This is a genomic window from Deinococcus frigens DSM 12807 (assembly GCF_000701425.1).
In the GTDB taxonomy this organism is placed as follows: domain Bacteria; phylum Deinococcota; class Deinococci; order Deinococcales; family Deinococcaceae; genus Deinococcus; species Deinococcus frigens.
This window is the reverse complement of sequence record NZ_JNIW01000028.1, coordinates 25,485-50,450: the sequence shown is the minus strand read 5'-3', so window position 1 is coordinate 50,450 and position 24,966 is coordinate 25,485. Positions and strand designations below refer to the sequence as shown.

Sequence of the window (24,966 nt, the reverse complement as noted above, 5' to 3'; positions counted from 1 at the left end):
CCTGGGCTACACACGTGCTACAATGGATGGTACAACGCGCAGCCAACTCGCGAGAGTGAGCGAATCGCCAAAAGCCATCCCCAGTTCAGATCGGAGTCTGCAACTCGACTCCGTGAAGTTGGAATCGCTAGTAATCGCGGGTCAGCATACCGCGGTGAATACGTTCCCGGGCCTTGTACACACCGCCCGTCACACCACGGGAGTATATTGCAGCTCAAACCGCCGGGAGCTTTACGGCAGGCGTCTAGGCTGTGGTACATGACTGGGGTGAAGTCGTAACAAGGTAACTGTACCGGAAGGTGCGGTTGGATCACCTCCTTTACACGGTTCCGCACTGCGTTCATCATGATTCGTGAGAATCTTTATCTCATCTGCCCCAGCGCCCCCAACGAAAGTTGGGGGCGCTTCCTTGTGTGTGCTGGTGTCAGTTGTGTGGGTTCTCATTCCAGGCACGGTCAAGAAAGTGCTGGACCGCCCTGGCATTCTGATCGGTCAGGCCGCCCACCTCCTGCTCCAGGAGTTTGATGGCGCGCCGGAAAGCTTGTCGGTCCAGGTCGGGCAGGCCGCGTTTTATGTTCCAGCGCCGCAACTCGCAGGTGAGGACCGCCAGCTCCAGGGGTCTGCCGCTGGCGATGATCTCGGTGACCAGGCGTTGCCGGGCGGCCCACTGGCGCGGCAGATCTAGACTGCTGTCCTGAAGCTGAGCCAGCAGTTCGGGCAGGTCGCTCTCGGTCAGGGCGGCGCGCATGCCAGCGTTTTGTGGGGCGGCTACCGGGACGTAGGCGCGGCTGGCCGTATGGGCAAATTGTAACTCATAATAGGCGTGGGTTTGCTGGCCCACCGGACGCTGGCAGGTGCCGCTGATTACATCGATGCCGTACGGGGGCAGGACCACGCGGTCGCCAGGTTCAAAAGCCATCTGATTCAAGGTTTCACCCCTTAATCTGCTGCCCGGCCAAGGTCTGTCGAGCACTGCCAGGCGTCCTGTCCAGAAAGCCGGGTCCAGCAAGTCGGGGCCACGCCGCAGATCAACCACGCCGCAAGTTGTCCTGGAAAGTTGCCCTGGACAAAACCCAGTGGTGGTGCATGAATCCAAGATTATCCGAAAACGGTTAGAAATGCACATTGGGGTCTTGGCGCGAGGGGTCGCCTGGGGCGTTCAGTGGCAGGGCAGCGAGCAGGAGACAACGTAAGCCGTTAGAGAATTAAAAAATCCAGCCGACGCCATCGCTGGGCCGGCTGGAAGTTTGAGTTTGCAGCTCTGGGCGCGGCACCTGGCTCAGAGGGTGCCCTTGAGGGTGCTGGCCACCTTGTAGCGAATTTTCTTGCCTGCGGGAATGGTGATCTTCTGGCTGGTGCCAGGGCGCACGCCGGTCCGGGCCGCCGTCTGGGTGACGCTCAGGGTGCCCAGGCCAGGCAGGCCCACGCTCTTGCCGCCCTGTAGTGCGTTCACTACGCTGCTCAGCATCGCGGCCACAGCTTCGCCCGCCTGCTTTTTATTCAGGCTGGTCTTCTCGGCCACCATGTCGATGATCTGGGTTTTGGCGATCTTGTGACTCGCGGCTTTCGCGGGCGAAGCCTTGGCGACAGATTTCTTCGCGGCGGGTTTGGTGCTCTTGGCCATGTGCAAACCTCCAGAATTTGAATTGAGCGGACTGCAGCTCAAATGAACGTTAACATACATTTACTTGTCGTCAAGACCTGGAATCTGCGCTGCCAACTGCTTCTCTAAAGTCATGTGCTGTTCCTCTCAGGACAAAAAAGCTACAATAATGAAAAGAATACCGTCCTGGACATCTTTCTATATGAATATTACATGAGCATTTAATCAAGAAGAGGTCAGGACTACTGACTTGAGGGTCAGCAGGCGAACGCGTCCAGGCAGGGCTTCATAGATCCACAATCGGCCCCGCAAGGGTTCACCCACACCTCCCAAAACCTTGAGCGCTTCCTGGGCCATCACGCCGCCCACCACCTGTGGTAGCGGACCCAGCACGCCGGTCTCGTCGCAGGAGGGCGCGTCGCCGGGAGTGGGAAACAGGTCACGCAGGCCCAGGTGGGGACCGAACACGCTGACCATGCCGCTGCTGCCGCTGGCCGCGCCCCAGACCCATTCGTGCCCAGTCTTCTGGCAGGCGTCGGCAATCGCGTACCGCGTCTCAAAATTGTCGGTGGCGTCTACGACGAGCGTCATTCCGTCTATGGCGCGTTGCAGCGCCTCCGGTTGCTCCAATCTGGGCGCAGTCTGAACGTGCACGAAAGGATTGATCGCCTGCGCCCGCGCCGCCGCCACCTCAGCCTTGGCACGGCCCACGTCGGCAGAGGTGAAGTGCGTCTGGCGGTGAAGGTTGCTGGGGCTGACCGTGTCACCGTCTGCAACGACCAGTCGGCCCACCCCGGCCCCCGCCAGCAGCATGACCACCGGGCCGCCCAGCCCGCCCGCGCCCACCACCAGCACGCTTGAACGCCGCAGCCGCTCCTGCGCCCCGGCGTCCAGCCATTCCGGAACCAGCAGTTGCCGCGAGTAGCGCCGCAATTCTTCGTGGGACAGGTCCTCATGGGAGCGGTCCTCATTTGTCTCCCGCGCCTGCCCCCTGCCTTGACTGGTGATCATCGTTCCGAGTGTAGAGGAGGGCCGTGGCGAGAGTTCCCGATCAATCCACAGTCCTCCATTCCAGGGCCGTTGGCGGGCCTCTGGCGCCGACCATCCAGCGGCCCCTGGCATCACAGCGGGCCGTGACCGTTCCACAGGCGATACGCCTATCCAGCCCGGTGGCCCCGGAACCCGCTTCCCCCTCTTTCACAGCGGCCCTGCCCTACAATGCGGCGCGTATGCTGCCCCTGCTGGTCGCCCTTCTCTCCTACCTGCTGGGATCACTGGTCACGGGCGTGCTGTATTCGCGGGCGCGTGGGGCGGACATCCGGGGGCGCGATCTGCCGGGGGGCAGCGGCACCTACCGGCAGTTTGGGCGGAGCGCCGCCATGCTGGTGACCGCCGGAGACATCCTGAAGGGGATGCTGGCCGTGCTGCTGGCCCGCGCGCTGACGCCGGAGCTGACCTGGCTGGCCACCCTGGCGGTGGTGCTGGGGCACTGCTACCCGGTGTTCTTCCGTTTTCGGGGCGGCAGCGGCATCGCGCCGTTTATGGGGGCCTTGCTGGTGGCGGCCCCACTGGCGTTGCTGGGCACGCTGGCCGTCGCGCTGGCCCTGATCCCGCTGTACCGGGCCACGCTGCAACCCCGCCTGAAACTGAACGCCGTGCCCTTCGCCACTGCCGTCGCCATGCCGCTGGCCCTGCTGCTGGGCCTGCGCTACGGTGGCCTGAGCGATGTGCTGGCGGGCGGCGCGGCGATGGCGCTGCGGGCCGTTCACCTGCTGGCTGTTCCGGTGGGGCCGGAGAGCCAGGCGTGAGGCAGGGCCAACGTGTGAGGCAGGGCCAAGGTGTGATGCGGGGCAAATCCGTCCTCCTGCGTCCTGTCCTCGCCCTCGCGCTGGCCCTGGCCTGGAGTGCCCCGGCGGGGGCCGCGCCGGTGCTGGAAGGCCGCACCCTGCGCTATGAGAACGGCCCGGAGCTGGTGTGGCAGCGCAGTTTCCCGGCGGCGCTGGGCGAGCTGAGCGGTCCGCTGGAGGTGGGCGGCGTGACGTATCTGGGTGTGGGGCCGGAGGTTTATGCCTACACCACGCGGGGCCGGGTGCTGGGCCGCGCCGATCTGCCGGGGCCAGTCAGCTCGCTGGACGCCTCCGGGGGTGTGGTGCGTGTGACCACTGGGGGAGACGGCTACGCCGAGCGCTTCACACTGGCCACGGGTGCGTCTGGTCCCAGCGTGCAGGAACGGGTGGTCTTTCCGCCGGACCCCGCCGTGACCGGCTGGCTGCTGCGCGCCGCCCAGGCGGTACCGGAGGCCGATGTTCAGGCGGCAGCGAGCGAGGACCCCACCAATCCCTTTTTGCTGCTCCGGCTGGCCGAGCAGCGCCGGGCGGCGGGCGACAGCTACGCGGCCCTGAGCACCGTGCGGCGGGCGCTGGGGACCACGCTGCCGTTTCCGGCGTGGGTGCAACTGGCCGCGCGGCTGGACACGGCGGGGTACCCGGCAGCCGCCGATCTGGCGCTGGACCGCGCCCGCCGCGACGCCGCCGGGCGCGGGCTGGACCCCGACGTGCCGGTCAGCCGCACGGCCCTGCGCGCCTACGGCAACCCCAGCGCCTATCTGGGCACCCTGCTGGCGCAAAATCGCCTGGCCCGTGCCGAGTCTTGGATGGCCTACCTGCGCGAACTGCACCCCCGGTTCAAGGGCGGCCCGGCGCTGTACGCGCGCTACGCGGGCATCCTGGACGCCCAGGGCCGCGCGGGCGAGGCCGAGGAGTGGCGGCAGTTCGCGCGCTCGCTGCGGGCCGGAACCCTGTACAACCTGGGGCCGAGCGGTCTGAACAGCGTGCGCGACGCCGCGCGGCTGTCCACGCTGGCGCTGGCGCTGAGTCTTGTGGCGGCGGCGCTGGTTCTGATCGCCCGGGCGTGGCGGGCGCAGGGCCAGGCCACCCGGCCCCTGGGGGGGCGCTTTGGGTCGTGGCTGCGCCGTCCACTGGCGCGGGCGCGTTTCAGCTCGGTGGCCTACGCGTCCCTGAGCGAGCGCTTTTTGCTGACCCTGCTGCTGGCCGGGCTGCTGGCCTCGTTGGGCGGGTGGCAGTGGGCCAACCGGGCGGGCGCGGCGCTCCGGGATCCGGCGCTGAACATGGGCACCTACGGCGGGGGCTGGGGTGGGGCGGGCCTGGGTGACCTGAACCTGCGCCCCGGTCCCGACAGCGTCCTGCTGATCGGTCTGGCCTCGCAACTGGACGGCGACGATTCGGCAGCCCGCCAGATCTACACGTCGGCGCTGCCCGACGCCTGCGCCCTGAACAACCTGGGCGTGATCTCGCAGGCCCGCGGCGACGAGGCCCAGGCCCGCGAGCAGTACCGCGCCGCGCTGTCTGCCCGCCCCGATCTGAGCGCCGCCGCCTTCAATCTGGGCCTGAATCCTGCTGGCCCCGACGCTAGCTTCCAGCGGACCTACCGCCCCGGTCAGCCCCGGCTGTGCTACCCGGACCAGCGCAGCCTGACCCGCGCCGTGACCGGTGACCTGAGCGTGACCCTGCGGGGGTCGCTGCTGAACCCGGTCCAGGTGCTGAGCGCCGCGCCGGGCCGCAGCCCGCGCCTGGGCTGGGCGCTGCTGGGCACGGCGCTGCTGGGCGCGCTGCTGCTGCTCTCGCTGCTGCTGCCGCGCGCGGCCCAGACCCCGGCCCAGGCGCGCACGCTGCTGGTGCGGGCACTGACCGTGCTGCTGCCCGGCACTGGCCTGATGAACAGCCCCTGGGGCGGCATGCTGCTGCTGTCCTGGGCGGCGGCCCTCGCGGCGCTGACCCCCCGCAGCGGCCTGGTCAATTTTCCAGAGCTGTCCCTGCTGGCCTCCGGCACCCTGCAAACCGGACTGCAAACCAGCCTGATCGCCGCGCTGGCCGTGATCTACATTCTCAACGCGGTCATTTTGCTGACCGCCGGGTTCCGTCAGGTCCGCCAGCAACGCTGGGAGGAGCGGGCCGAGAGCTGAGGGTGGGGGGCTGAGGGTAGGGGAGGGGTTCCGCCCATGTCCCGCCTCTCCGATAAAGTGACCGCTGAAGTGACCGCACTCGGTTCAAGCCGTGTGGTTGGCCACAAGAGGGTCTCTGCTCACCGCGCTCCACCGCCCGTGCGGACTTCTGATAAAAGCCGTGCTGGCCAACGTTTCGATCCTCCTGGCCGCCAATGAGGGGAGCAGATTGAGGGGTTGGCCGCGCGTCCATTGCCGTGACGCCGACCTCGCGGTCACCCTGCGCCTTTCTGCCTATCACTGCGCCGTTTTACGAGATGCGTTAGACTCGGGGGCGTGTTTTTCTCTGCGGTGAATGTGGTGGTCCTCTGGTCAGCGGCGCTGTGGCGGGTGGGGGGATGAAGCTCAGTCGCCTGCCGCCGGGCTTTGGGCTGGATACGGCGGCGCAGGGGCTGGCGCTGCGCCAGGAGGCCGTTCAGAATGTGCGGCGCGACTGGACCGAGGCGGGCTGGCGGGCGCAGGGCACCGTGAGCGAGGGCGGGGTGGACTACGAGGCGTCGGTGGAACTGCTGCCCCCCCCGGACCCGCAACTGCGCGCGTCGTCGTGTACCTGCGGGCGCTACCGCTGCCGCCATGTGGCCGCGCTGGTGCTGGCCACCGATCCGCCCGAGGGGCCGCGCCCGCACACCTCTCCCGCCGCCGGACCGGTGCAGGCCGAGGAAGCCCTGGACGCCCGCACCCAGCAGTGGCTGGCGGGCTTCGGCGCGTGCGGGCGCAGCGCGTCGCGTGGGCGGCAGTTCGAGCTGCGCTACGTGCTGCGGCGGCTGCCGCCGTCCAATGGCACGTCCTCGGCGCGGCGGGTGGCCCTGCGGGTGGTCCGCCTGCCGGTGCGCGGCGAGGTGCCCGACCTACGGGCTGCCGAAACCTACGCCGCGCCGCGCAGCCTGTCCACCGCGCCCGCCTTCGTGCGCCGCGACGCCGATCTGCTGCGCCTGCTGGACCTGGCCACCGACTCCGCCCGCGAACCGGGCCGCTACGCCGAGGAGCTGCACGCGCTGGGCGGCCACCCGGCGGGAGACCTGCTGATCGAATCGCTGCTGGACAGCGGGCGGCTGTGCTGGGAGCGCCCCGAACACCCCCTGACGCGCGGCCCGGACCTGGGCGGCTCGCTGACCTGGACCTCCGACGAGCGCGGGGCGCAGTCGCCGTCGCTGGCGATCACGGACGCGCCAGACGCCGTGCTGCTGCCCACGCCCAAACCCTGGGCGGTGCAGCCCGCATCCGGCCTGCTGTCGCGGGTGGTGGCCGACGCCCCGCCCGAACAGGCCGCCCGCTTTCTGTCTGGCCCCACGCTGCAACCCGCCCAGGCCACGGCGTTGGCGCACGCGATTACCGCCTCGGGCCTGGGCCTGCCGATCCCACAGACCGTCAAGGTGCGCGAGGAAACCCTGCCATACACGCCGCAACTGCACCTGCTGGCCCGCGTAGGCACCGTCTACGTCCCGGACCGCTGGATGGTGCGCGAGGAGGAGCAAACCCTGGCGGTGGCCGAGCTGAAACACGCCTACGGCGGCCTGCTGGTTCCCGACTCGCCCGGCACCCTGTCCGAGACGCCCAATCCCACCGTCTACCGCGACGGCGTGCTGACCCGCATTCCGCGTGACCGGGTGCTGGAGCGCGAGGCCGAACGTGCCCTGCACCGGGCAGGCTTCGACACCCTGAACGAGACCTTTGGCGACTACGCCTTTTCCCCCGAGATGCGGGACCTGCTGACCCTGGGTGACGAGGAATCGTGGATGGACTTCATGCGCGGCGGGCGCGCGGCCCTGGAGGAGCGCGGCTTCACCCTGCACATCCACCCCGATTTTCCCCTGAATTTTGCCGAGATCAGCGACTGGTACGGCGAGGCCGACGACTCTTTTGGTGGCTGGTTCACCCTGGACCTGGGCATCGTGGTGGACGGCGAACGCGTCAGCCTGATCCCCGTGCTGGCGGACCTGATCGCCCGCCAGCCCGAGCTGTTCTCCCCGGAGGCGCTGGCCGCGCTGGAGGACGATGAAACGCTGTTCGCCGCGCTGGGTGATGGCCGCCGCGTGGCCCTGCCCGCCGGACGCATCCGCGCCATTCTGGGCGTGCTGGTGGAGCTGAATCTGCGCGATCTGCCCGCCGGACCGCTGCGCCTGCCCCTGCTGGACGCCGCCCGCCTGGCCGAACTGGAAAGCGCGTTGCGTGCCCGCTGGGTGGGTGCGGAAAGATTGCTGGAGCTGGGGCGCAAGCTGCGCGACTTCGGCGGTATCCAGCCGGTAGAGCCGCCCGCTGGCCTGAACGCCGAGCTGCGCCCGTACCAGTTGCAGGGCCTGGCCTGGCTGCAATTCCTGCGCGAGTACGAGCTGGGCGGCATTCTGGCCGACGACATGGGGCTGGGTAAAGCGCAACCGCTGGACGCTGGTGTGCTGACCCCAGACGGCTGGCGAACGATGGGTGAGCTGGAGGTGGGCGATCATGTAATGGGCCGTGACGGATTACCCACCCATGTGATCGGCGTCTATCCGCAAGGCCAGCGCCCGATCTACTGCGTCACCCTGACCGACGGCGCGAGTGTGGAAGTGGACGGGGAACATCTGTGGGCCGTGAACACCCCGGTTCGCAAGCGTCGCGGTCTGTCAGAGCGGGTGCTGACCACCGCGCAGATCATGACCGATCTGGCGGACGCCGCAGGAAATCTCAAGCACTATCTGCCCGTTGTAGACGCTGTGCAGTTCGCGCCGCGTGAGCTGCCCGTTGACCCTTACACGCTGGGCGCGCTGCTAGGCGACGGCGGAATGAAGCACGGCATCAACATCACATCCGAAGATGAGCTGGTGGGAGCATTGGCGCTGCCCGCGCCCGTTTACGCTCAGCACGCCGAACGCCTCAATCCTAAAGTCAGCACCTGCCGTCTGGTTTCGCCGGGACAGTGGACGGCCAATCCGCTCAAGGACGCATTACGGACTCTGGGTCTGCACGGGCTGGGCGGACACGACAAATTTATTCCTGCTGCCTACCTGCTGGGCAGCCCCGAACAGCGCCTCGCCGTGTTACAGGGCTTGCTGGACACCGACGGACACGCGGGCGTGGTGGTGGAATACACCAGTGTCTCGGAGGCCCTGGCGCGTGGCGTCGTGGAGCTAGTGCAGTCGCTGGGCGGCACGGCCCGCATCCGGCGCAAGCTGACCACGCATGTCTATCAGGGGGAGCGCCGCTATGGAGCAACCTGGCGCGTCCCCCTCAAGTTGCCGCCGCATCTCGATCCGTTCAGGCTCTCGGAGAAGCTGGCAGCGTACCGTCGGCCCACCAACTGTGTTGTTGAAAACGGGCTGCCGAGTCGGGGGATCAAACAGATCGAATACGTCGGGATGAAGCCCGCGCAGTGCATTGCTGTGGCCGCCTCAGACCGCCTGTATGTCACCGAGCAATACATCGTCACGCACAACACCGTGCAGACCCTGGCCCACCTCCTGATTGAAAAGGATGCGGGCCGCGCGGACCGTCCCAGCCTGGTCATCGCTCCCACCTCCGTGATCGGCAACTGGCAGGCCGAGGCGGCGAAATTTGCGCCCAGCCTGAAAGTGCTGACCCTGCACGGCAAGGAGCGGCGCGAGCTGTTCAGCGAGATCGAGGAGCATGACCTGATTCTCAGCACCTACCCCTTGTTGCCACGCGATCTGGATGAACTCCGCAAATTTCAGTACCACATGCTGATCCTGGACGAGGCGCAGAACATCAAGAACAACAAGACGGCGGCGGCCAAGGCGGCGGGCAGCGTGGACGCCCGCCACCGATTGTGCCTGACCGGCACGCCGCTGGAAAACCACCTGGGCGAGCTGTGGTCCCAGTTTAATTTCCTGTCGCCGGGCCTGCTGCACGATGAAAAGACCTTCCGCGAGCTGTACCGCACCCCCATCGAGAAACGCGGGGACGCGGGCCGCCGCGCCGCGCTGGCCGCCCGCGTGCGCCCCTTTATCCTGCGCCGCGAGAAACGCGACGTGGCCCGCGAGCTGCCCCCTAAGACCGAGATTCCGGTGCGCGTGACCCTGGACGGCGATCAGCGTGACCTGTACGAAACCGTGCGCGTGACGATGGAAAGCCGGGTGCGCGAGGAATTGCAGGCGCGTGGACTGGCCCGCAGCACCATTGCCATCCTCGACGCCCTGCTAAAGCTGCGCCAGGCCGTCACCGATCCGCGTCTGGTCAAGCTGGAGGCGGCCAAGAAGGTGCAGGGCAACGCCAAGTTCGACTGGCTTCAGGGCCACCTGCCGCAGATGATCGAGGAGGGCCGCCGGGTGCTGATCTTCAGCGGTTTTGCCACGCTGCTGGGGCATCTGGAGACGTGGGTGGAGGAGCAGGGCATCCCGTATTCGATGATCACCGGCCAGACCCAGGACCGCCAGTCGCAGATCGACGCCTTCCAGCGCGGCGATACCCACGTCTTTTTAATCACCCTGAAGGCCGGGGGCGTGGGCCTGAACCTGACGGCTGCCGATACCGTGATCCATTACGATCCGTGGTGGAACCCTGCCGCCGAGGACCAGGCCACCGACCGCGCCTACCGCATCGGGCAGGACAAGCCGGTGTTCGTGTACAAGCTGATCGCGGCGGGCAGCGTGGAGGAACGCATTCTGGAGTTGCAGGCCCGCAAGGCCAGCCTGGCGCGCGGCATCCTGGACGGCGGCCTCAGCGAGGCGACCCAGCTCACGGCGCACGATCTGGACCGCCTGTTCGCCCCGCTGGAAAACGAGGAGGAAGAGGAAGGGGTGGGGGCGTGAGACAGGCGCAGGGGTGAACCCACGGGCAGCTTTCGCCGCTCTCTTTTCCTTGAACGTGAGTCTGGTGCCGCTGGGCAGGCCGGGCAGAGTGGAAGTGAACCGTTTGGCTTCGGCGTCACACCTGTGGCCCTGTCTGGGGAGCGTCAGCTCTATCCTGAACTCTTGCCCCTTCCATTCTGAGGCTGCTCGATGCCCATTTTGAGGCTGCTCAATGCCCCGTCATATCCATGTCCATCTGCGGCGCGGGCAGCGGCTCAGCCTCCCGCTCGCTCAGCATGTCGGTCATCACCCGGATCTCGGCCCCCTGCGTGGCCTCGATCTGACGGGCCAGCGCCTGCACCTCGGGGCGCACGCCTGCGCCCAGGGCGGGCTTGGCCATGATTAGCGCGCCCTGGTGGTGGCGGGTCATCAGTTGCAGGAAGGTCACCCCGGCCTGTGCGGGGGGCAGGGTGTCCAAGCTGGCCATCTGCTGCGGGGTGGCCATGCCCATGCTGACTGCGTGTTCCCCGGTCATGCCCGCACCCCCCCACGGACGCCCCCAGAGGGTCAGCCAGCCGTGCATCTGCCCGATCTGCTCCTGCTGCGACAGCATGATGTCCAGCGCCAGCGTGCGGACGGCGGGCGTCGTGCCGCGCTCGCGGATGCGGGTTGCCAGGTCCACCGCCTGCGCGTGGTGCTGGATCATCTGGCGCACGAAGCGGACCTCGGGGCCGCCCTCGGCGGGGCCGCTGCCCCCTCCCAGGCCCAGGCGGGGCAGGATCAGCAGCGCGGCGAGGGCCACGGCCAGCAGCAGTAAAACGGTGGACAGGACCGTCCGGCGGTTGGTGTTGCTGGGGGCGTTCAGGCGGCGCATGCCGGGCAGTATACGGACGCCCCGGTGTCCCGCCGTAAACTGTGCGCGATGGCAAATGAAGTCGATACCTTCCGCCTACTGGGCGTGGACACCATCTCCAGCACCGTGGGCAAAGCCTGGGCCGATGTGGCGCGGACCGCCGCGCAGTACGGCCCGACGCTGCTGCTGGCGCTGGCGCTGGTGGCGCTGTATTCGGTGGTGTTCTGGGGAATCTCGCGGTTGCTGCACGGCGCGGTGAGGCGCGTCGTGCCGCCCGAGGCCCGCCCCATCACGCACCGCAGTCTGCGGCTGGTGCTGCGGCTGACCTTGCTGATGCTGGTGCTGGTGTCGGTCACGGCGCTGTTTTCGCCGCTGGCAAAGTATGGCCCGGCCATCTTCCGGGTGTACGCCCTGCTGCTGCTGCTGTACGTGGGCTGGAACGTGCTGGACTTCCTGCTGCACCGCCAGACCGTGCGCTGGGGCCTGGACGCCAGCCTGGAACTGCTGTTGAAGAACGTCGTCCGGGTGGTCTGGGCCATGAGCGGCATCTATCTGGTGTTCGAGCAGTTCAACGTGAACTTGCTGCCGATCCTGGGCGGGCTGGGCGTGCTGGGACTGGCGGTGGGTTTTGCCGCGCAGGACATCCTGGCCAACTTGATCAGCGGCGTGACCCTGCTGCTGGACCGGCCCTTTCGCATCGGCGACTGGATCCGGGTGGAGGACCAGGAAGGCCAGGTCAGCGGCCTGACCCTGCGGACCACCCGCATCCGCACCCGCGACAACGAATTCGTGTCCATTCCCAACAAGGACGTGGCCGGGGCGGTGGTGGTCAACCTCTCGGCGGGCGGCCCACTCCGGTTGAACGTGATGATCGGCGTGGAGTACAGGGAGCGGGTAGACGACGTGCGCCGCGTGTTGCTGGAGGTGATGGCCGCGCATCCCAAAGTCGAGAAGCAGCCTGCTCCACTGCTGCTGGTCCAGGAGTTAAACGCGTCCAGCGTGGACGTGATCATGCGGTTCTGGGTCAGCGAGGCCAACATCGCCTCCTACCCGGTGATTTCCATGCAGGTGACCGAGGCGGCCAAGGAGGCCTTACAGGCCAGCGGCATGGACATTCCCTTTCCGCACCTGCAACTGCATATCGACGGCGCGAAGGGGCTGGAAGCAATTCTGCCTGCCGCCCTAGACCGTCCGGCACTGCCCCGGCGTGAGGAGCATTGACCCGGCTCATCCCGGCCCGCGCCCGCCCCGGCTCCCGGTCTGTCTGGCCCGGAGTGCTGGGCGGCGCGGCCACCGGCGCGGCGCTGGGCGTTCTGGCCGCCTTTCTCGGTCAGGTCCGTGCGCCCGGGAGTCTGCTCTTGCTGCTGGTTGTGGCCGGCGGGCTGGCCGGAGCCTTTGCCCTGAGCCGCCGAATTCTCCAGCTCGGTGCTGGAGTCGTGAGCCTGCTGCTTGCTCTTTGCCTGATCACGCCCGTGTTGCGCGGGCCGCTGAACGCGCTGACGCTCTCGCAACCGCCGCAGAAAGCCGACGCCATCGTGATCCTGGGCGGCGGCGTGCAGTGCGGCACATCGGCGCTGGAAGCGGCCAGCGTGAGTCGGCTGCTGGCGGGCCTGCGGCTGTGGCGGGCCGGCTACGCGCCCGTCGTGACCGTCTCCGAGCAGTCCGATGTCTTCTCGGCCACCTGTCCCAAGATGAGCGCCATCGAGCGCGAGACCGTTCGGGCGCTGTATCCGCAGGGCGGCCCGGAAGTCGTGACCCTCGCCAACGTCACCACCACCCGCGACGAGGCCGCCCGCGTGCGCGATCTGGCGGCAGCGCGAGGCTGGACACAGATTCTGCTCGTCACCAGTCCCAGCCATTCGCGCCGCGCGGCAGAGATTTTCGCCTCGCAGGGTATGAAAGTCATCAGCGTGCCCGCCCCCGAGACGCGCTTCGATTTCACGCTGCCGCTGCCCTCGGACCGGCTGCTGGCCCTTCAGGTGGTGCTGTACGAGTGGCTCTCGCGCGTCAAGCAGGACGTGGGCGGCACGCCGGAGCGGTAAGTATTGGTTTCTTTGACAGGGCGGGCAACCCCTTCAGCCGCCGCGCCCGGCCACAAAGACCATGACCCGGCTCTCTGAAGTCACCGGGCCGCGCTGCCAGTCGCCATAAACGTCTGTGATGGTGAAGCCCACCTCCTCCAGAGAATCAGCGATCTCGCGCTGACTGTGAAAGCGCAGTTCGCTGTCCACCACCACATTCTCGCCCGTCTGAAGAAAGACGTTGTGACCGACAAAATGCACCCGGCCCGGCTGCACGTCCACCACCTCCAGCCAGCTTTCCAGCGGGCCGTGGATGGAATCGCCGCGCTCGTGGGTGGCCGCGCGGGTCCAGCCCTCCCAGGCCCGCGCCTCCGGGCGGCGGCTATCGAAAGCCAGATGGCCGCCGGGACGCAGCGCCGCGTGCAGGTGACGCAGGGTGCCGTTCCACTCTGCGTCGTCGAGAAAAACCTGGGCGACATTGCCGGTCATGACCGCCAGATCGGCCCCCGGCGTGCCGAGAGCGCTCGAATTCCCCTCTACCCAGCGCACGCGCTCCGCTCCCGGTTGCTGCCGGGCATGGGCGAGCATGGAGGGCGCGGGGTCCACGCCGCTCACCTGCCTCCCTGCCACTGCCGCCAGTTTGCGGGTCAGAACGCCCGTGCCACAGCCCAGATCGAGGATGCAACTGGCCTCCAGATCAGCCGCCAGTTGCAGGTAAAATTCGGTGTCCTCGGCGCCGGGGTTGTTGCCGTCGTACAGCGCCACCAGGCGCGGATCGACGTAGTGCTGATCGAGTTTCATGCGGTCAATCTAGCCGGCAAGTGGAGTGGCTTCCTTCCATCACCCTTTCGCAACCAGCCCTCCCCTAAACTGCCTTCCATGACCACTTCTCCCATAATCACCGTGATCGGCGCGGGCCTGGCCGGGTCCGAGGCCGCGCTGGCCGCCGCCAGCCAGGGCGTGCGCGTGCGCCTGCATGAGATGCGGCCCGTGAAAATGACCCCCGCCCACCGTTCGGGCGGTTTTGCCGAACTGGTGTGCAGCAACTCGCTGGGCGGCGAGGGCGAACGCCAGAGCAAGGGCCTGCTGCAAGCCGAACTGAGAAGCGTGGGCGGCGGCATCGTCACGGCGGCGGACGCCTCCAGGCTGCCTGCCGGGAACGCCCTGGCCGTCGAGCGCGACGAATTCAGCGCGCGCGTGACGAAAGCGGTGCGCGAACATCCCCTGATTGAGGTGATCGAGGGCGAGGTGGAGGCCGTGCCCGAGGGCGTCACCGTGATCGCCTCCGGCCCGCTGACCAGCGACGCGCTGGCCGCCGATGTAGCGCGGCTGACCGGCAGCGAGCGCCTGAGCTTCTACGACGCTGCCGCCCCGGTGATCGCCTTCGAGAGCATCGACATGGAGGTGTGCTGGCGGGCCGGGCGCTATGACCAGAGCGCGGATTACATCAACTGCCCGTTGACTAAAGACGAGTACCTGACCTTTTTCGCTGCGCTGGAACAGGCCCGCGCCCATACGCCGCACGACTGGGAAAAGCTGGAATTCTTCGAGGGCTGCATGCCCATCGAGGAAATTGCGCGCCGGGGCGTGGATACCCCGCGCTTCGGCCCGATGTCGCCCAAGGGTCTGGACGATCCGCGCACCGGGCGCTGGCCCTACGCGGCGGCGCAGCTTCGCCAGGAGGACCGCGAGGGCCGCCTGTGGTCCCTGGTGGGCTTCCAGACCGGCCTGAAGTGGGGTGATCAGAAGGCGGTCGTTCAGCTCATTCCCGGCCTCCAGGGTGCCGAGATCGTCCGCTACGGCGTGATGCACCGCAACACCTATCTGAACGCGCCGCAGGTGCTGGACTCGACGTTGCAACTGCGCGCCGACCCGCACAAGTTGGTGGCGGGCGTGCTGGCCGGAACCGAGGGTTATCTGGAATCGGCGGCCACCGGCTGGCTGGCCGGGACCAACGCGGCGCGGCTGGCGCTGGGGTCGACGCCGCTCACGCCGCCCGCTGAATCCATGCTGGGCGGGCTGGTGCGCTACCTCGCCAGCGCCAACCCCAGGAATTTCCAGCCCATGAACGTCAACTGGGCGCTGGTCCCCGAACTGCCTGCGTCCCAGCCGGGGCCAAACGGCAAGGTCCGCAAGCTGGGCAAGCACGAGAAACGCCCGGTGCTGTTCCGGCGCGGCCTGAACGCCTTCATGGCCTGGGCCGGGGAGGAAGCCGGATTGCAGGTCACGCCGCCGCCGGTTCCTCATCAGCAGGAGAGTGCGGAAGCGCAGGCCCAGCCGGTGCTGCGCTAGCGACTATTTTCTCTCTACTCCTGTGCGAGAGGTCCGGGGTGAGGGGGCGCGTGATCAGCGCCTCTGACCAGTGGCGAGGATGAATGCCCTTTTCTAGAGTGTTTGTCAGGAGAGCTGTTCTGCCCAAGACCGTGAGTGGATTTGGCCGAGGATGTGGGACTGGCACAACTCCGCAGGCGAGAATGGAAACATCAGAGGTCTCCCTTCCCGACGCTGTCATTCGGACACATGCTTCAGATCGTCGTGCGAATGCGCGCCGCCAGCATGTCCAGCGCGGGTTCGTTCATGCCGCCGTGGGGGATGATCACGTCCGCGTAACGCTTGGTGGGTTCCACGAAACTGAGGTGCATGGGGCGCACGAACTCCAGATACTGCGAGATCACGCTCTCGGGGGTGCGTCCACGCTCGCCGGTATCGCGCAGCAGCCGCCGAATAAAGCGCACGTCGGCGTCGGCGTCCACGAAGACTTTCAGGTGCATGCGCTTCCTGAGTTCCTCGTCGTACAGCGCAAAAAAGCCCTCCAGCACCACCACGCTGCCGGGCAGGACGGTGGTGGTCCGCGCCGAGCGGGTGTGCTGCGTGAAGTCGTATTCGGGCATGTCGATGGGCACCCCTGCCAGCAGCGCGTCCACATGCGAGCGCAACAGCGCCCAGTCGAAGGCCGCCGGGTGATCGTAATTGGTCGTCAGCCGCGTCTCGAAAGGAATCTCGTCCTGGCTGCGGTAATAGTTGTCCTGCGCCAGCACCGCCACGCCCTGCTCGCCCACCGTTTCCATCACCCGCCGCGTCACGGTGGTCTTGCCGCTGCCCGAGCCGCCCGCCACGCCGATGACAAAGGGGGAGGTCATGGGGTGCCTCTTGGGATGCCCCTGACCGGGTGGTCTGAAGGTCTGAAGGTCTGGCGGTCTGAAAGACGCGGGAGGCCAATTTCTAACATCATGACCCTCACGCGCGTCCCAGGCTGCCGATCAGTTCAATCCGGCGCTCGGCCATGCGGCGGGCGACGACGCTGGGGGGTTTGCTGTACTGCTCGGCCACATGGGTAATGCGGCTGACGGTCTGGTAGACCTGCTCGGCTGCCGCGTTCATGTCCGCCCCGGTGGCGGCGGCGATGAGTCCCGCCGAGTTGATGGCGAAGTCGGGCATGTACACGATTCCGGCTTCCTTGACGGCCTCCTCGCCCCGGCGTGACAGCGGGTGGTGCTCGCCCCCGGCGATCAGGCGGCATTGCAGGCGGGGCACGTCGGCGCTGTGGACGCTGTGGCCAAAACCGCAGGGAGCGAGAATGTCGCCGGGCACGTCCAGCGCGCTGCCGCAGGTCACGACGTCCACGCCGCTGAGGCTCTCGGCCAGCGCCTGGGCGCGCTCCGGGCGCTCGTCGGCCACGGTCAGTTTCGCGCCCTCGCGGTGCAGGTGTCCGGCCAGCGCGCGGCCCACGGCTCCAACGCCGATGATCACCACCCGCACGCCGCGCATGCTCTCCGCGCCCAGCGCGAAGCGGGCGGCGGCCTTCATGCCCCGGTAGACGCCGTAGCCGGTGACGCTACTGGTGTCGGTGTTCATGCCCAGCGTGGCCGGAGTTTCCTGCGCCACAAAGGCGATATCGGTGGGCGTGACCCCGATGTCCTCGGTCAGCACCGCGCGTGACGCCAGCGGCCTGACCTGACGGCCCAGCGCCCGGAACAGCGCCTCGCGGGTGTGCGGGTCGTCCACCCCGGCCTCGGGCATCATGATCACGCAGGCCCCGCCGCCGTAATTCAGCCCGGCCAGCGCCGCTTTCAGGGTCAGGCTCTCGGACAGGGCCAGCGCGCCGCGCACGGCCAGTTCTTCATCCTGCTCGCGCAGCCGCACGCCCGCGATGGCTGGTCCCAGCACCGTGGAATGCACCGCCAGCGCCGCGCGCAAACCGCTGGGGGCGTGCTGGAGCAGCGTCAGGCTCTCGTGGCCGCGGGCCTGCATCTCTTCGAGTATCAACATGGCAGCTCCTGTGGCCGCGCCCTGCGGGCGCTCGTGGCCCACCCTGGCCCACCTCTGCCGGGCCAACATCTGTCCCACGGGGGCGGCGACACGGGCCGTAGCCTAGCACCCTGCCCTGCCTTTCCCCCATTGTGTGCCCGCGCGCCACGGGGACCGTGCAGGACGGCTTTTGCCGTGTGCCGGGGCGGGGAAGGCCGCGCCCGGGTGGAGGCCCGCACGCCAACGGTCTGGCCGGGAACGAACGCTGGTAGACTGGGCGCGCCACCCTGCGTCCATGACCCTGCCCGCGCCTGTCCTGCCTTTTCCCCTGGACGGGGGGGACGGGGCGAGCGGGCGGCACGGACGCCCATGAACCTTGACATGGGCGCGCAAAGGGGGACGGATATGGAACAAATCACTCCGCTCGCCAGGATCCTGGCAGAGGCGAACGGCATCGACTGGCAGCAGTTGCGGGGGTCCGGTTCGGGCAGCACGGTCGTCGAGCAGGACATCCTGAATTACCTGTCGCGTGTCATGAGCGGCGAGGAGGAGCCGCCCGCCCCCCCGGTCGACGAGATGCCCGGAGGCTGGGCCGACGATGGGCAGCCCCCCGCCGGGATGTTCAGCGCTGGCATGCTCAGTCAGGCCGGAATCGACAGCGGCATCGCCGATCTTGTCATGCCGCCCCGCGCGCCGGAGGCCCCGGCTGCCAGCGCCGCCCACGGCAGCATGGAATTCGGGCCAGGCGACGACCTGGCCGATCTGAACGCCCCGCCGGTCGCCGAGCCGCAGCCCAGCGCCACCGACTGGTCCTTCGCCCCGCCCCAGACCCACGCGGCCCAGATTCCTGAGATCCAGGCCCCTGAAATTCAGGACGCCCCGCAGCCCAGCCCCAGCCATCCCCCCAGCCACAGCGATATCGCGGCGGACGGGGGCCTGAGCGGCCTGCTCGCGCGCCTGTACCGCAAGGACAGGAGGGATGAGGCCACGCCTATTCCTGAGACCATGCCTCAAGTCCAGCCTGCGCCAATCGCCGGGTGGACCAGTGGCTCCGCCGCAGAACTCAGCGCGCCGGAATTCGAGGTCCAGACCCCCACCGACATCCCGCTGGCCGAGGTTTCAGCCGCCGAACCCCAGGTCGACCAGAAAGTCTATGCCGCCGAGGTGACCGCCCCGGAAGTGCAGATTCCGGAAATGGAAGCCCCGGAACTCGGACCTCCAGAACTCGGACCTCCAGAACTCGGAGGCCCAGAAGTCAAAGGCCATATCGCTCCCGCAGTCATGGCCGGGCAGGAGGCCGCGCCGCAGCCCGTCGCCCAGCCGCAGCTTCGGCAGCCAGCAGTCCAGCCCGTGACCACCGCTGCCCGCGCGGACAGACCTGCCAGCGCCGTGTGGTTCGGTACCTACCTGCGCCGCGACGCCGGAGTGGGCGCGGCGGACGAGCTGCGCGCCCAGCTCTCCAAGGCCCTGGGCAAGGACATCTCGCTGGCCTTCCTGGTGGCCCGCGCCGCCCAGCGCCACGCCGACGCCCTGGGTCCGGACCTGGGCCGCGTGGCCCTGCAAGGCGCAGACGGTCACAATCAGCCGATCACCGGCGGAGCGCTGCGCGACGCCGTGAACGCCCTGCGCGGCGGCCAGGACAGCGCCCCCGATCTGCTGGTCACCGACGCCGGGGCGCTGGGCATGGACGATCTGCATTACCCGCACACCCTGACCCTCAGCCTGGGCCGCGTGCAGGATGGCCGCGCCGCCCTGAGCCTGAATGGTGACGTCGACCCCCGCCAGGCCGCGCAGTTTCTGACCCGCGTGGCCGAGGCCCTGGAAAGACCCATCGCCCTGGTGCTGTAGGGGCAGCGTTGCAAGCGTGCCGCATCACACCAGAGGCCCATTCCCGCAGATGTCGGGGATGGTTTTCGCGTCCTGAACTGTGCCAGGGCGTCACGCGCCAGGCTGGCTTCACGGAAACGGCGCTTTGCCTGCCGTCCATCCACCTTCCGGTCCCCCTGCCCAGTGCCACTCGCCGCCTGCCTGCTGGCCCGGATGCCCCTGGAGGGCCGCCCGGACCGCGTCCAGCGGTACGCGGCGGGCAAAACGGGTGCGGGCGTGCCAGCCCGCCAGAAAAGCCGACGCCTGCGCCGACGTCAGGTCGCTGGAGGGGAACCCGCGCAATGCGGCCCAGGCGCGGTTGACTGCCAGATCGAACAGGGCGGGCGGCGCGGCGGCGGCGTTTTGTTCACCCTGCGGGCGGGCCTCGGTCAGAAAGGGGCGTTCTTCGGGCATGCCGCCCCTACGCCAGCCGGGCAGGATTGGCCAGTGCGGCGATCTGCCCGGCGTGCCAGGCGGTGTGGCGGGCGTTCAGACGCAGCAATTCGGAGACGGTCATGCTCTCGTCGCTGTGCGTGAGGCGGGTTTGCAGCGCGTCGGCGCTGAGGGCGCGGGCGGCGTCTACCTCCCAGGCCATCAGGCGGGTCAGGCCCGCCGCGTCGTCGGGGGCGGGGGTCCCCGTGGCGGCGGCGACCAGGGTCCAGTAGTCGCGCTTGGTGGCGCTCAGGTGACCCGTCAGCCAGCCCACGCGCGGGTGCGGCTGACCGTCGATGGTGGCCAGGGCGGCGCGCACGCTTTCCCAGGGGGCGTGGTTGGCCTCGTCCAGCAGGGTGGCCAGGTCATCGGCGCTGAAAGTCATGAGCGGCCCCCCGGCTGCGCCGCGCCAGCTTGCAGCGAGAACGCCTCGCCGTCCCGCCTCAGTCTTCCCAGTTCCAGCATGCGGGCGGTCACGGCGTGGGCCTGCGTCTCGTCCAGCGGGCTGCTCTCGGCCAGGTCTTTCAGAGTGAACACGCCCCCCTTGCGCCACGCCAGACGGTAGACCATGCGCTCCTGCACGTCGGGGCGGCCCTCTTGCGTCTGCCTGCGCCCGAAGACGCGCCACACCGCGTAGCCCGCCACCAGCCCGACGAGCAGCGCCAGCGGGATCAGGCGGGCGGCCAGCGCCGGATCGCCCACCTGCGCGCCCAGCGTCCGCAGTGCGTCGTGGGCCGCCGCCACCGCTCCGGCGTCTGCGCCGCTCTCGGTCAGCCTGCGCAGCGCGCCTCTGGCCCGCAGGTAGCCCATGATCCCGCCCATGTCGCCGCGCACGAAGATGACGCTGTAGGCCACCAGCGTAGCCGCGAAACCCGCCAGGGCGGAGAGAATCAGCCGTAATCCGTTCACATCCTCATGCTAGGCCAAACGTGGAAGCGCAATGGTGCGCGAGGGCGAAAAGAACACGACTTGAATTCGTCAGGAAAATCCACTATAAAATTCTTATGACTACTATAGTAGATAAAACGGAGGCGCAGATTGCCACGAGAATTCGTTTGGAGCGGGACGCCCGTGGGTGGTCTCAGGCAGAGCTGGCCGCCCACTCTGGAGTCGCGAAGGCCACCGTCAGCAAGATTGAGCGCCAGGAAATGAGTCCCACTGCTATCACGCTGCTGCGGCTGGCCGGGGCCTTTGACCTGACGCTGGCGGGCCTGCTGCTACGGGCCGAGGGAGGCGGTGCAGACGGCCAGCTCTCGCGGGCGCAAGATCAGCCTGTCTGGCGCGATCCTCAAAGCGGTTACCACCGGAAGCAGGTCTTCATGCGCCCGGACCATCCGCTGGAACTGGTACAGGTGGGATTGCCCGCCGGTCAGCGGGTCAACCTGCCTGCTTCCTCTTACGCGCAGATTCGGCAGGTGGTGTGGGTGCAGACGGGGCAACTGGTCATTGAGCAGGGCAGGGAGCGGGCCGTGCTGGGCGAGGGCGATTGCTTGGGCTTCGGGCCACCTACAGCCACCGCGCTGGCAAATGAAACAGACCGCGTCTGCACCTACCTCGTCGCGCTGGCCCGGCGGTGAGCGGCGTGCCTGATCTCCAGATCAAACTGTTGAGCGCCGCGCCCGACACCCGCGCGCAACTGGCCGCCATGCTGGTGGAAACGGTGGCCCAGGGTGGCTCGGTGGGTTTCATGCACCCGCTGACGCCAGAGGACGCCGCCACTTTCTGGGACGGGGCGCAGGCCGCCGCAGAGCGCGGTGAACGGATTATTCTGGGCGGCTGGAACGGCCCACAGCTCATCGGCACCGTCACCCTGATTCTGAACACCCCACCCAACCAGCCCCACCGCGCCGAGATCGCCAAGATGATGACCCGCCCGGAGTGGCGCGGTCAGGGCGTGGCGACGGCGCTCCTGGGCAGAGCCGAGGCGCTGGCTGTGGAACACGGGCGCACCCTACTGGTGCTCGACACCGCCTCCGACGAGGGGACGGCGGGCCTGTACGAGAGCGCGGGCTACAGCTTCGCCGGAGAGCTGCCTGGCTACGCCCTCAAGCCGCACGGTGGCCTGACCGGAACGTGGCTGTACTGGAAACGAGTCGGGGGGGCGGCGCAAGGGTAACGGGCGCAGACGCCGCAATCCATCAGCCCTCTACCACTTGTCGTCGTCCAGCACCTCCTCGCGGCCATCGCGCCTGGCCTTGCGGCGGGCTTCCTTGCCCCCCTTGCGCTTGGGGCGGGGCGGCAGGGCCAGTTCATAGACGCGCGACCCATCGCAGGGAGCCGGGTACTCGCCCAGCGACTCGCCGGGGTCCGCCATCCGCAGGTTTCCGGCGATGTGCAGGTGGCGCTCGCCGCAGTACGGGCAGTCGTCCACCACCCAGAACATGACGCGGGTGCCGGGCATATCGCGCAGCGACGCGAAGGCCAGGCGCGGAGTATTACGGTCTTTCTTGCCCATAGGAGCGCAGGCTAGCGCGGGGACGGGGCGCTTTCTGTAGTGCCCCTCAGCCTTGAGATTTTCAGCGTTGAAACCACTGCGCGTCTTTCTGGATCACGCAGAAATGATTGCCGTCCGGGTCCGCCAGCACCACGTAATCGGCCCCGGTTCGTAGCGCCAGTCGGCCCGTGTGGCCCCCAGCGCCAGCAGCCGCGCCACCTCCGCCGCCCCGTCCCCGGCGTACAGGTCCAGATGGTGCCGCCGGGCGGACGCGGACGTGACCCGTTTGAGCGCCAGTTGGACGCCGGAACCCGCGCGAGGAATCAGCACCACCCAGTCCTCGTCCGGGTCCTCACGCGGGGCGTAATCCAGCGCCGCTGTCCAGAACGCGGTGGCCCGCGCCATGTCGCGCACGCCCCAGACGACGGAACCGATCTTCAGCATAGGGGCAGTGTAGAGGCTCAGCGGTCCAGCCTGCGCCCCATGACCAGCATGGACCGGATGTCGGTGCTGGCCTCAAAGCCCGGTCTGGAGCTGGACGTGACCGAGAGCATCAGGCCGCGTGAGAAACCCGCAAAATCCCGGTGGGGTCGCACTTTCAAAGCTTGCGCGGGCCTTCTCGTTCAGGTGGATGTCGCCCACCTCAATGCCTATGTTCTTGAACACAGGCGCGTCTCTGCAATTCAGAGGCGTCCAGGGGGAGTGGGGTTGCATGGTGACCAGACTCCGGGTCAGCCGTTCAATCCGGGCGGCACCGCTGCGTCCGCCGCTCTAAACTGTCGGCTGATGTCCGTCTTTCTCTCCATCCCACAGGGGGCACCGTGACCGCCCCGGACCAGACCCACGGGCCAGGCCCCCATCTGGAGCGGGGGCGCAAGCTGCTGCACCTGTACCGCCGGGGCGTGGGCGGCGAGCGCAGCAACGCCGGACGTCTGCTGCTCACGCACCTCAAGGCCCATGACCTGACGCTGTATGACCTGGACGCCAGCCTGCCGGTGTCGCAGGACCTGGCGGACCTGGACAACTGGCGCGAGAGCGCGGCGCTGCTGGCCCAGATCGGCAAACCCGAACACGACGACGTCCTGACCCGGCTGGTGGACGCCACGGACCTGACCGAAACTGAGCTGGCCAGGCTGCTCAGGGCCGTGGACACCGAAACCCTGGTGGACGTGCGCGCCGACGGCTGGGCCTACGCCCACGGCGGCAACGCCGACGAGTACCGCCGCGCCGCCCGGCAGGTCACGCCCGCCGTGCTGCTGGCGGGGCGGGGTTCGCTGGCGGACCGACTGCTGGCCGCCACCCTGCACCGGCATCACCTCCTGACCCACCCCGAACGCAATATCCGCGCGCCGGACGAGCTGCAAAAGCGCGTGCTGCTGGGCCTGATCGCTGGCCTGACCGGACACCGCGCCGAGGCCACGGCGCAGGGCGTGCGCGCGTGGCTGAACGCCGACCAACTGGCCCGCGTGCGGGCGCTGCTGGCCGGGCACGGCGAACGCCTGAAAGCCGAGGCCCTGCGCCGCGCCGAGGAACTTGGGGCGGAGGTGGGGCGCGGGGGGTAGGGAGGTTGCTGGTGGGGTTAAAGCGTGGGGACCACCGGGAAGACCCGTTTTGCTCCCTTCCGGCTCAAGTCTGACTGATCCCCACCGTGGCCCATCGTTCCTCTTTCCCCACATGCCATCAGCCGGAGCCACCCCATGAATGTCCTGTTCACCAAGAACTTCAGTGTCACCGCCGCCCAGATCCAGGCCCTGGACGGCACGCGCTACGCGGTCTGGGCCAGCCACACGGACCCCGCCCACCGGATGCTGACGGCGGCGGCCCACACCTTTGTGGAACCGCGCGGGCTGCTGGGCGACGGCTACGCGGCGTGGTTGCTGGACGCCTGCGTGGGCCGCCGCATAGAGCTGGTCATTCCCGGCAAGGAGCGCGAACGGCTGGCGAGCTGGCAGACCCGTTTTGCGGCGGCAGGCATCACCCTGATCACGCCCGCCAGCGAGGCCACGCAGCGCCTGCTGGAGCACAAGGACGAGTTTTTACGGGACTGGGACACGGCCATTCTGCCGATTCCACCGTGGACCACCTTTGACAGCCTGCGGGGATTCGACAGCGGCGTGGCCCGCCTGCGTCAGCAGGGTGTGCGCCTGTGCATGAAGCCTGCCAAGGGGATGTACGCCAGCGGGTTCCGGGTCCTGCTGGATACCCCGGACCTGAAATCGTTTTTAAGGGGCCAGATGTTCCAGATCAGCGTGGCGGCGGCGCGCGAGCTGTTTGCCGATCAGGAGCTGCCGCCTATGCTGCTGATGCATACGCTCGAAGGCGTGGAGCGCAGCATCGACTGTGTGGCGTGGCAGGGCGAATTGCTGCGCGCCGTGGTGCGCCGCAAGGGCGGCCCGAACACTGATGGGGGTCAGCTCATCGAGGACCGCCCGGACCTGGTGCAGGCCGCCCGCCGGATCAGTGCCCGCTACGGCCTGAGCGGCATCTTTAATTTTCAGACCAAGGACGGGCCGGGCGAGGTGGCCCACATGCTGGAAATCAACGCCCGCGCCTCCGGGGGCCTGCGCTACAGCATGGCGGCGGGGGTCAATTTCGCGCTGCTGCTGCTGGACGCCGCCACAGGCGTGCTGGACCGCGCGGCCATCCCCCCGGTTCAGACGGGCCTGCGCGTGGCCGAGGACCCGGTGATCCGCGTGATCCATGGGCCAGCGCCGGGGCTGGACCCGGCAGACTAAGCCAGGTTTCGCCTGACCTTCAAAACACG

General features: G+C 68.2%; 24 protein-coding genes and 1 rRNA gene. 12 read left to right on the top strand and 13 right to left on the bottom strand.

Annotated features, from left to right (window positions below; all coding sequences use genetic code 11):
* Window positions 1-321 (top strand): 16S ribosomal RNA (locus Q322_RS0111290); the annotation flags it as partial.
* Window positions 322-424: 103 nt separating this feature from the next.
* On the opposite strand, the gene Q322_RS0111285 is transcribed toward Q322_RS0111290, so the two are convergent.
* The 3 genes from Q322_RS0111285 to Q322_RS0111265 all read right to left on the bottom strand — a co-directional run bounded on the left by Q322_RS0111285 (window position 425) and on the right by Q322_RS0111265 (window position 2,614).
* A complete protein-coding gene (locus Q322_RS0111285; RefSeq protein WP_034418374.1) occupies window positions 425-919 on the bottom strand; it encodes a CarD family transcriptional regulator in 495 nt (164 codons plus the stop codon).
* Window positions 920-1,279: 360 nt separating this feature from the next.
* Window positions 1,280-1,624 (bottom strand): HU family DNA-binding protein, encoded by a 345-nt coding sequence (locus Q322_RS0111275; RefSeq protein WP_029478017.1) that lies wholly within the window; start codon window positions 1,622-1,624, stop codon window positions 1,280-1,282.
* Between the two features lie 204 nt (window positions 1,625-1,828).
* Window positions 1,829-2,614 carry a HesA/MoeB/ThiF family protein gene (locus Q322_RS0111265; RefSeq protein ID WP_084147944.1) on the bottom strand — a complete coding sequence of 262 codons (786 nt, stop codon included), beginning with the start codon at window positions 2,612-2,614 and terminating at the stop codon, window positions 1,829-1,831.
* A 218-nt stretch (window positions 2,615-2,832) separates the two neighbouring features.
* Here Q322_RS0111265 and Q322_RS0111260 point away from each other — a divergent pair, with 218 nt between their 5' ends.
* The 3 genes from Q322_RS0111260 to Q322_RS0111250 all read left to right on the top strand — a co-directional run bounded on the left by Q322_RS0111260 (window position 2,833) and on the right by Q322_RS0111250 (window position 10,369).
* Window positions 2,833-3,411: a glycerol-3-phosphate acyltransferase gene (locus Q322_RS0111260; protein ID WP_029478015.1), complete on the top strand. Its 579-nt coding sequence runs from the start codon at window positions 2,833-2,835 to the stop codon at window positions 3,409-3,411.
* 35 nt (window positions 3,412-3,446) lie between these two features.
* The gene (locus tag Q322_RS0111255; RefSeq protein ID WP_245593230.1) at window positions 3,447-5,585 is read left to right on the top strand and encodes a tetratricopeptide repeat protein; all 2,139 of its coding nucleotides are present in this window, start codon (window positions 3,447-3,449) and stop codon (window positions 5,583-5,585) included.
* Between the two features lie 377 nt (window positions 5,586-5,962).
* The gene (locus tag Q322_RS0111250; RefSeq protein WP_029478013.1) at window positions 5,963-10,369 is read left to right on the top strand and encodes an SNF2-related protein; all 4,407 of its coding nucleotides are present in this window, start codon (window positions 5,963-5,965) and stop codon (window positions 10,367-10,369) included.
* Window positions 10,370-10,577: 208 nt separating this feature from the next.
* On the opposite strand, the gene Q322_RS0111245 is transcribed toward Q322_RS0111250, so the two are convergent.
* Complete coding sequence (locus Q322_RS0111245; protein ID WP_029478012.1) at window positions 10,578-11,222, bottom strand: DUF305 domain-containing protein; 645 nt, start codon at window positions 11,220-11,222, stop codon at window positions 10,578-10,580.
* Between the two features lie 48 nt (window positions 11,223-11,270).
* Between Q322_RS0111245 and Q322_RS0111240 the strand changes: the two genes are divergently transcribed.
* On the top strand, window positions 11,271-12,422 hold the full coding sequence (locus Q322_RS0111240) for a mechanosensitive ion channel family protein (RefSeq protein WP_051668462.1): 1,152 nt from the start codon (window positions 11,271-11,273) through the stop codon (window positions 12,420-12,422).
* Window positions 12,419-13,243, top strand: coding sequence for a YdcF family protein (locus Q322_RS0111235; protein ID WP_029478010.1), 825 nt, complete (start codon window positions 12,419-12,421; stop codon window positions 13,241-13,243). The genes Q322_RS0111240 and Q322_RS0111235 overlap by 4 nt, the downstream gene beginning before the upstream one ends.
* A 33-nt stretch (window positions 13,244-13,276) precedes the next feature.
* Here Q322_RS0111235 and Q322_RS0111230 read toward each other — a convergent pair whose 3' ends face one another.
* The gene (locus Q322_RS0111230; protein ID WP_029478009.1) at window positions 13,277-14,023 is read right to left on the bottom strand and encodes a class I SAM-dependent methyltransferase; all 747 of its coding nucleotides are present in this window, start codon (window positions 14,021-14,023) and stop codon (window positions 13,277-13,279) included.
* Between the two features lie 78 nt (window positions 14,024-14,101).
* On the opposite strand from Q322_RS0111230, the gene trmFO reads away from it, so the two are divergent.
* Window positions 14,102-15,514 (top strand): methylenetetrahydrofolate--tRNA-(uracil(54)-C(5))-methyltransferase (FADH(2)-oxidizing) TrmFO, encoded by a 1,413-nt coding sequence (gene trmFO, locus Q322_RS0111225; protein ID WP_034418371.1) that lies wholly within the window; start codon window positions 14,102-14,104, stop codon window positions 15,512-15,514.
* A 233-nt stretch (window positions 15,515-15,747) separates the two neighbouring features.
* On the opposite strand, the gene udk is transcribed toward trmFO, so the two are convergent.
* Together udk and Q322_RS0111215 are read right to left on the bottom strand one after the other, a co-directional pair.
* Window positions 15,748-16,362, bottom strand: coding sequence for a uridine kinase (udk, locus tag Q322_RS0111220; protein ID WP_029478007.1), 615 nt, complete (start codon window positions 16,360-16,362; stop codon window positions 15,748-15,750).
* A 97-nt stretch (window positions 16,363-16,459) separates the two neighbouring features.
* Window positions 16,460-17,491: a Glu/Leu/Phe/Val dehydrogenase family protein gene (locus Q322_RS0111215; RefSeq protein WP_029478006.1), complete on the bottom strand. Its 1,032-nt coding sequence runs from the start codon at window positions 17,489-17,491 to the stop codon at window positions 16,460-16,462.
* A 384-nt stretch (window positions 17,492-17,875) separates the two neighbouring features.
* On the opposite strand from Q322_RS0111215, the gene Q322_RS0111210 reads away from it, so the two are divergent.
* Entirely contained in the window at window positions 17,876-19,318 is a 1,443-nt protein-coding gene (locus Q322_RS0111210) for an E3 binding domain-containing protein (protein ID WP_029478005.1), read from the top strand.
* A gap of 108 nt (window positions 19,319-19,426) precedes the next feature.
* Here the strand turns inward: Q322_RS0111210 and Q322_RS0111205 are convergent, their stop codons facing one another.
* The 3 genes from Q322_RS0111205 to Q322_RS0111195 are packed head-to-tail and all read right to left on the bottom strand — an operon-like array spanning window position 19,427 to window position 20,677.
* A complete protein-coding gene (locus tag Q322_RS0111205; RefSeq protein ID WP_029478004.1) occupies window positions 19,427-19,750 on the bottom strand; it encodes a hypothetical protein in 324 nt (107 codons plus the stop codon).
* 7 nt (window positions 19,751-19,757) lie between these two features.
* Window positions 19,758-20,153: a DinB family protein gene (locus tag Q322_RS0111200; RefSeq protein ID WP_029478003.1), complete on the bottom strand. Its 396-nt coding sequence runs from the start codon at window positions 20,151-20,153 to the stop codon at window positions 19,758-19,760.
* Window positions 20,150-20,677, bottom strand: coding sequence for a hypothetical protein (locus tag Q322_RS0111195; protein WP_029478002.1), 528 nt, complete (start codon window positions 20,675-20,677; stop codon window positions 20,150-20,152). The genes Q322_RS0111200 and Q322_RS0111195 overlap by 4 nt, the downstream gene beginning before the upstream one ends.
* Window positions 20,678-20,772: 95 nt before the next feature.
* On the opposite strand from Q322_RS0111195, the gene Q322_RS0111190 reads away from it, so the two are divergent.
* Together Q322_RS0111190 and Q322_RS0111185 are read left to right on the top strand one after the other, a co-directional pair.
* The gene (locus Q322_RS0111190) at window positions 20,773-21,345 is read left to right on the top strand and encodes a helix-turn-helix domain-containing protein (protein WP_029478001.1); all 573 of its coding nucleotides are present in this window, start codon (window positions 20,773-20,775) and stop codon (window positions 21,343-21,345) included.
* 5 nt (window positions 21,346-21,350) lie between these two features.
* A complete protein-coding gene (locus Q322_RS0111185; RefSeq protein ID WP_029478000.1) occupies window positions 21,351-21,884 on the top strand; it encodes a GNAT family N-acetyltransferase in 534 nt (177 codons plus the stop codon).
* 30 nt (window positions 21,885-21,914) lie between these two features.
* Here Q322_RS0111185 and Q322_RS0111180 read toward each other — a convergent pair whose 3' ends face one another.
* From Q322_RS0111180 to Q322_RS24795, 3 genes are all read right to left on the bottom strand, one after another.
* On the bottom strand, window positions 21,915-22,223 hold the full coding sequence (locus Q322_RS0111180; RefSeq protein ID WP_029477999.1) for a hypothetical protein: 309 nt from the start codon (window positions 22,221-22,223) through the stop codon (window positions 21,915-21,917).
* Window positions 22,224-22,316: 93 nt separating this feature from the next.
* Window positions 22,317-22,646, bottom strand: coding sequence for a VOC family protein (locus tag Q322_RS20925; protein WP_245593229.1), 330 nt, complete (start codon window positions 22,644-22,646; stop codon window positions 22,317-22,319).
* A 17-nt stretch (window positions 22,647-22,663) separates the two neighbouring features.
* Entirely contained in the window at window positions 22,664-22,798 is a 135-nt protein-coding gene (locus Q322_RS24795) for a hypothetical protein (protein WP_281173643.1), read from the bottom strand.
* Window positions 22,799-23,023: 225 nt separating this feature from the next.
* Between Q322_RS24795 and Q322_RS0111165 the strand changes: the two genes are divergently transcribed.
* Together Q322_RS0111165 and Q322_RS0111160 are read left to right on the top strand one after the other, a co-directional pair.
* Window positions 23,024-23,764 (top strand): hypothetical protein, encoded by a 741-nt coding sequence (locus Q322_RS0111165; RefSeq protein ID WP_245593228.1) that lies wholly within the window; start codon window positions 23,024-23,026, stop codon window positions 23,762-23,764.
* Between the two features lie 135 nt (window positions 23,765-23,899).
* Window positions 23,900-24,937 (top strand): ATP-grasp domain-containing protein, encoded by a 1,038-nt coding sequence (locus tag Q322_RS0111160; RefSeq protein WP_029477996.1) that lies wholly within the window; start codon window positions 23,900-23,902, stop codon window positions 24,935-24,937.
* Window positions 24,938-24,966 lie beyond the last annotated feature (29 nt).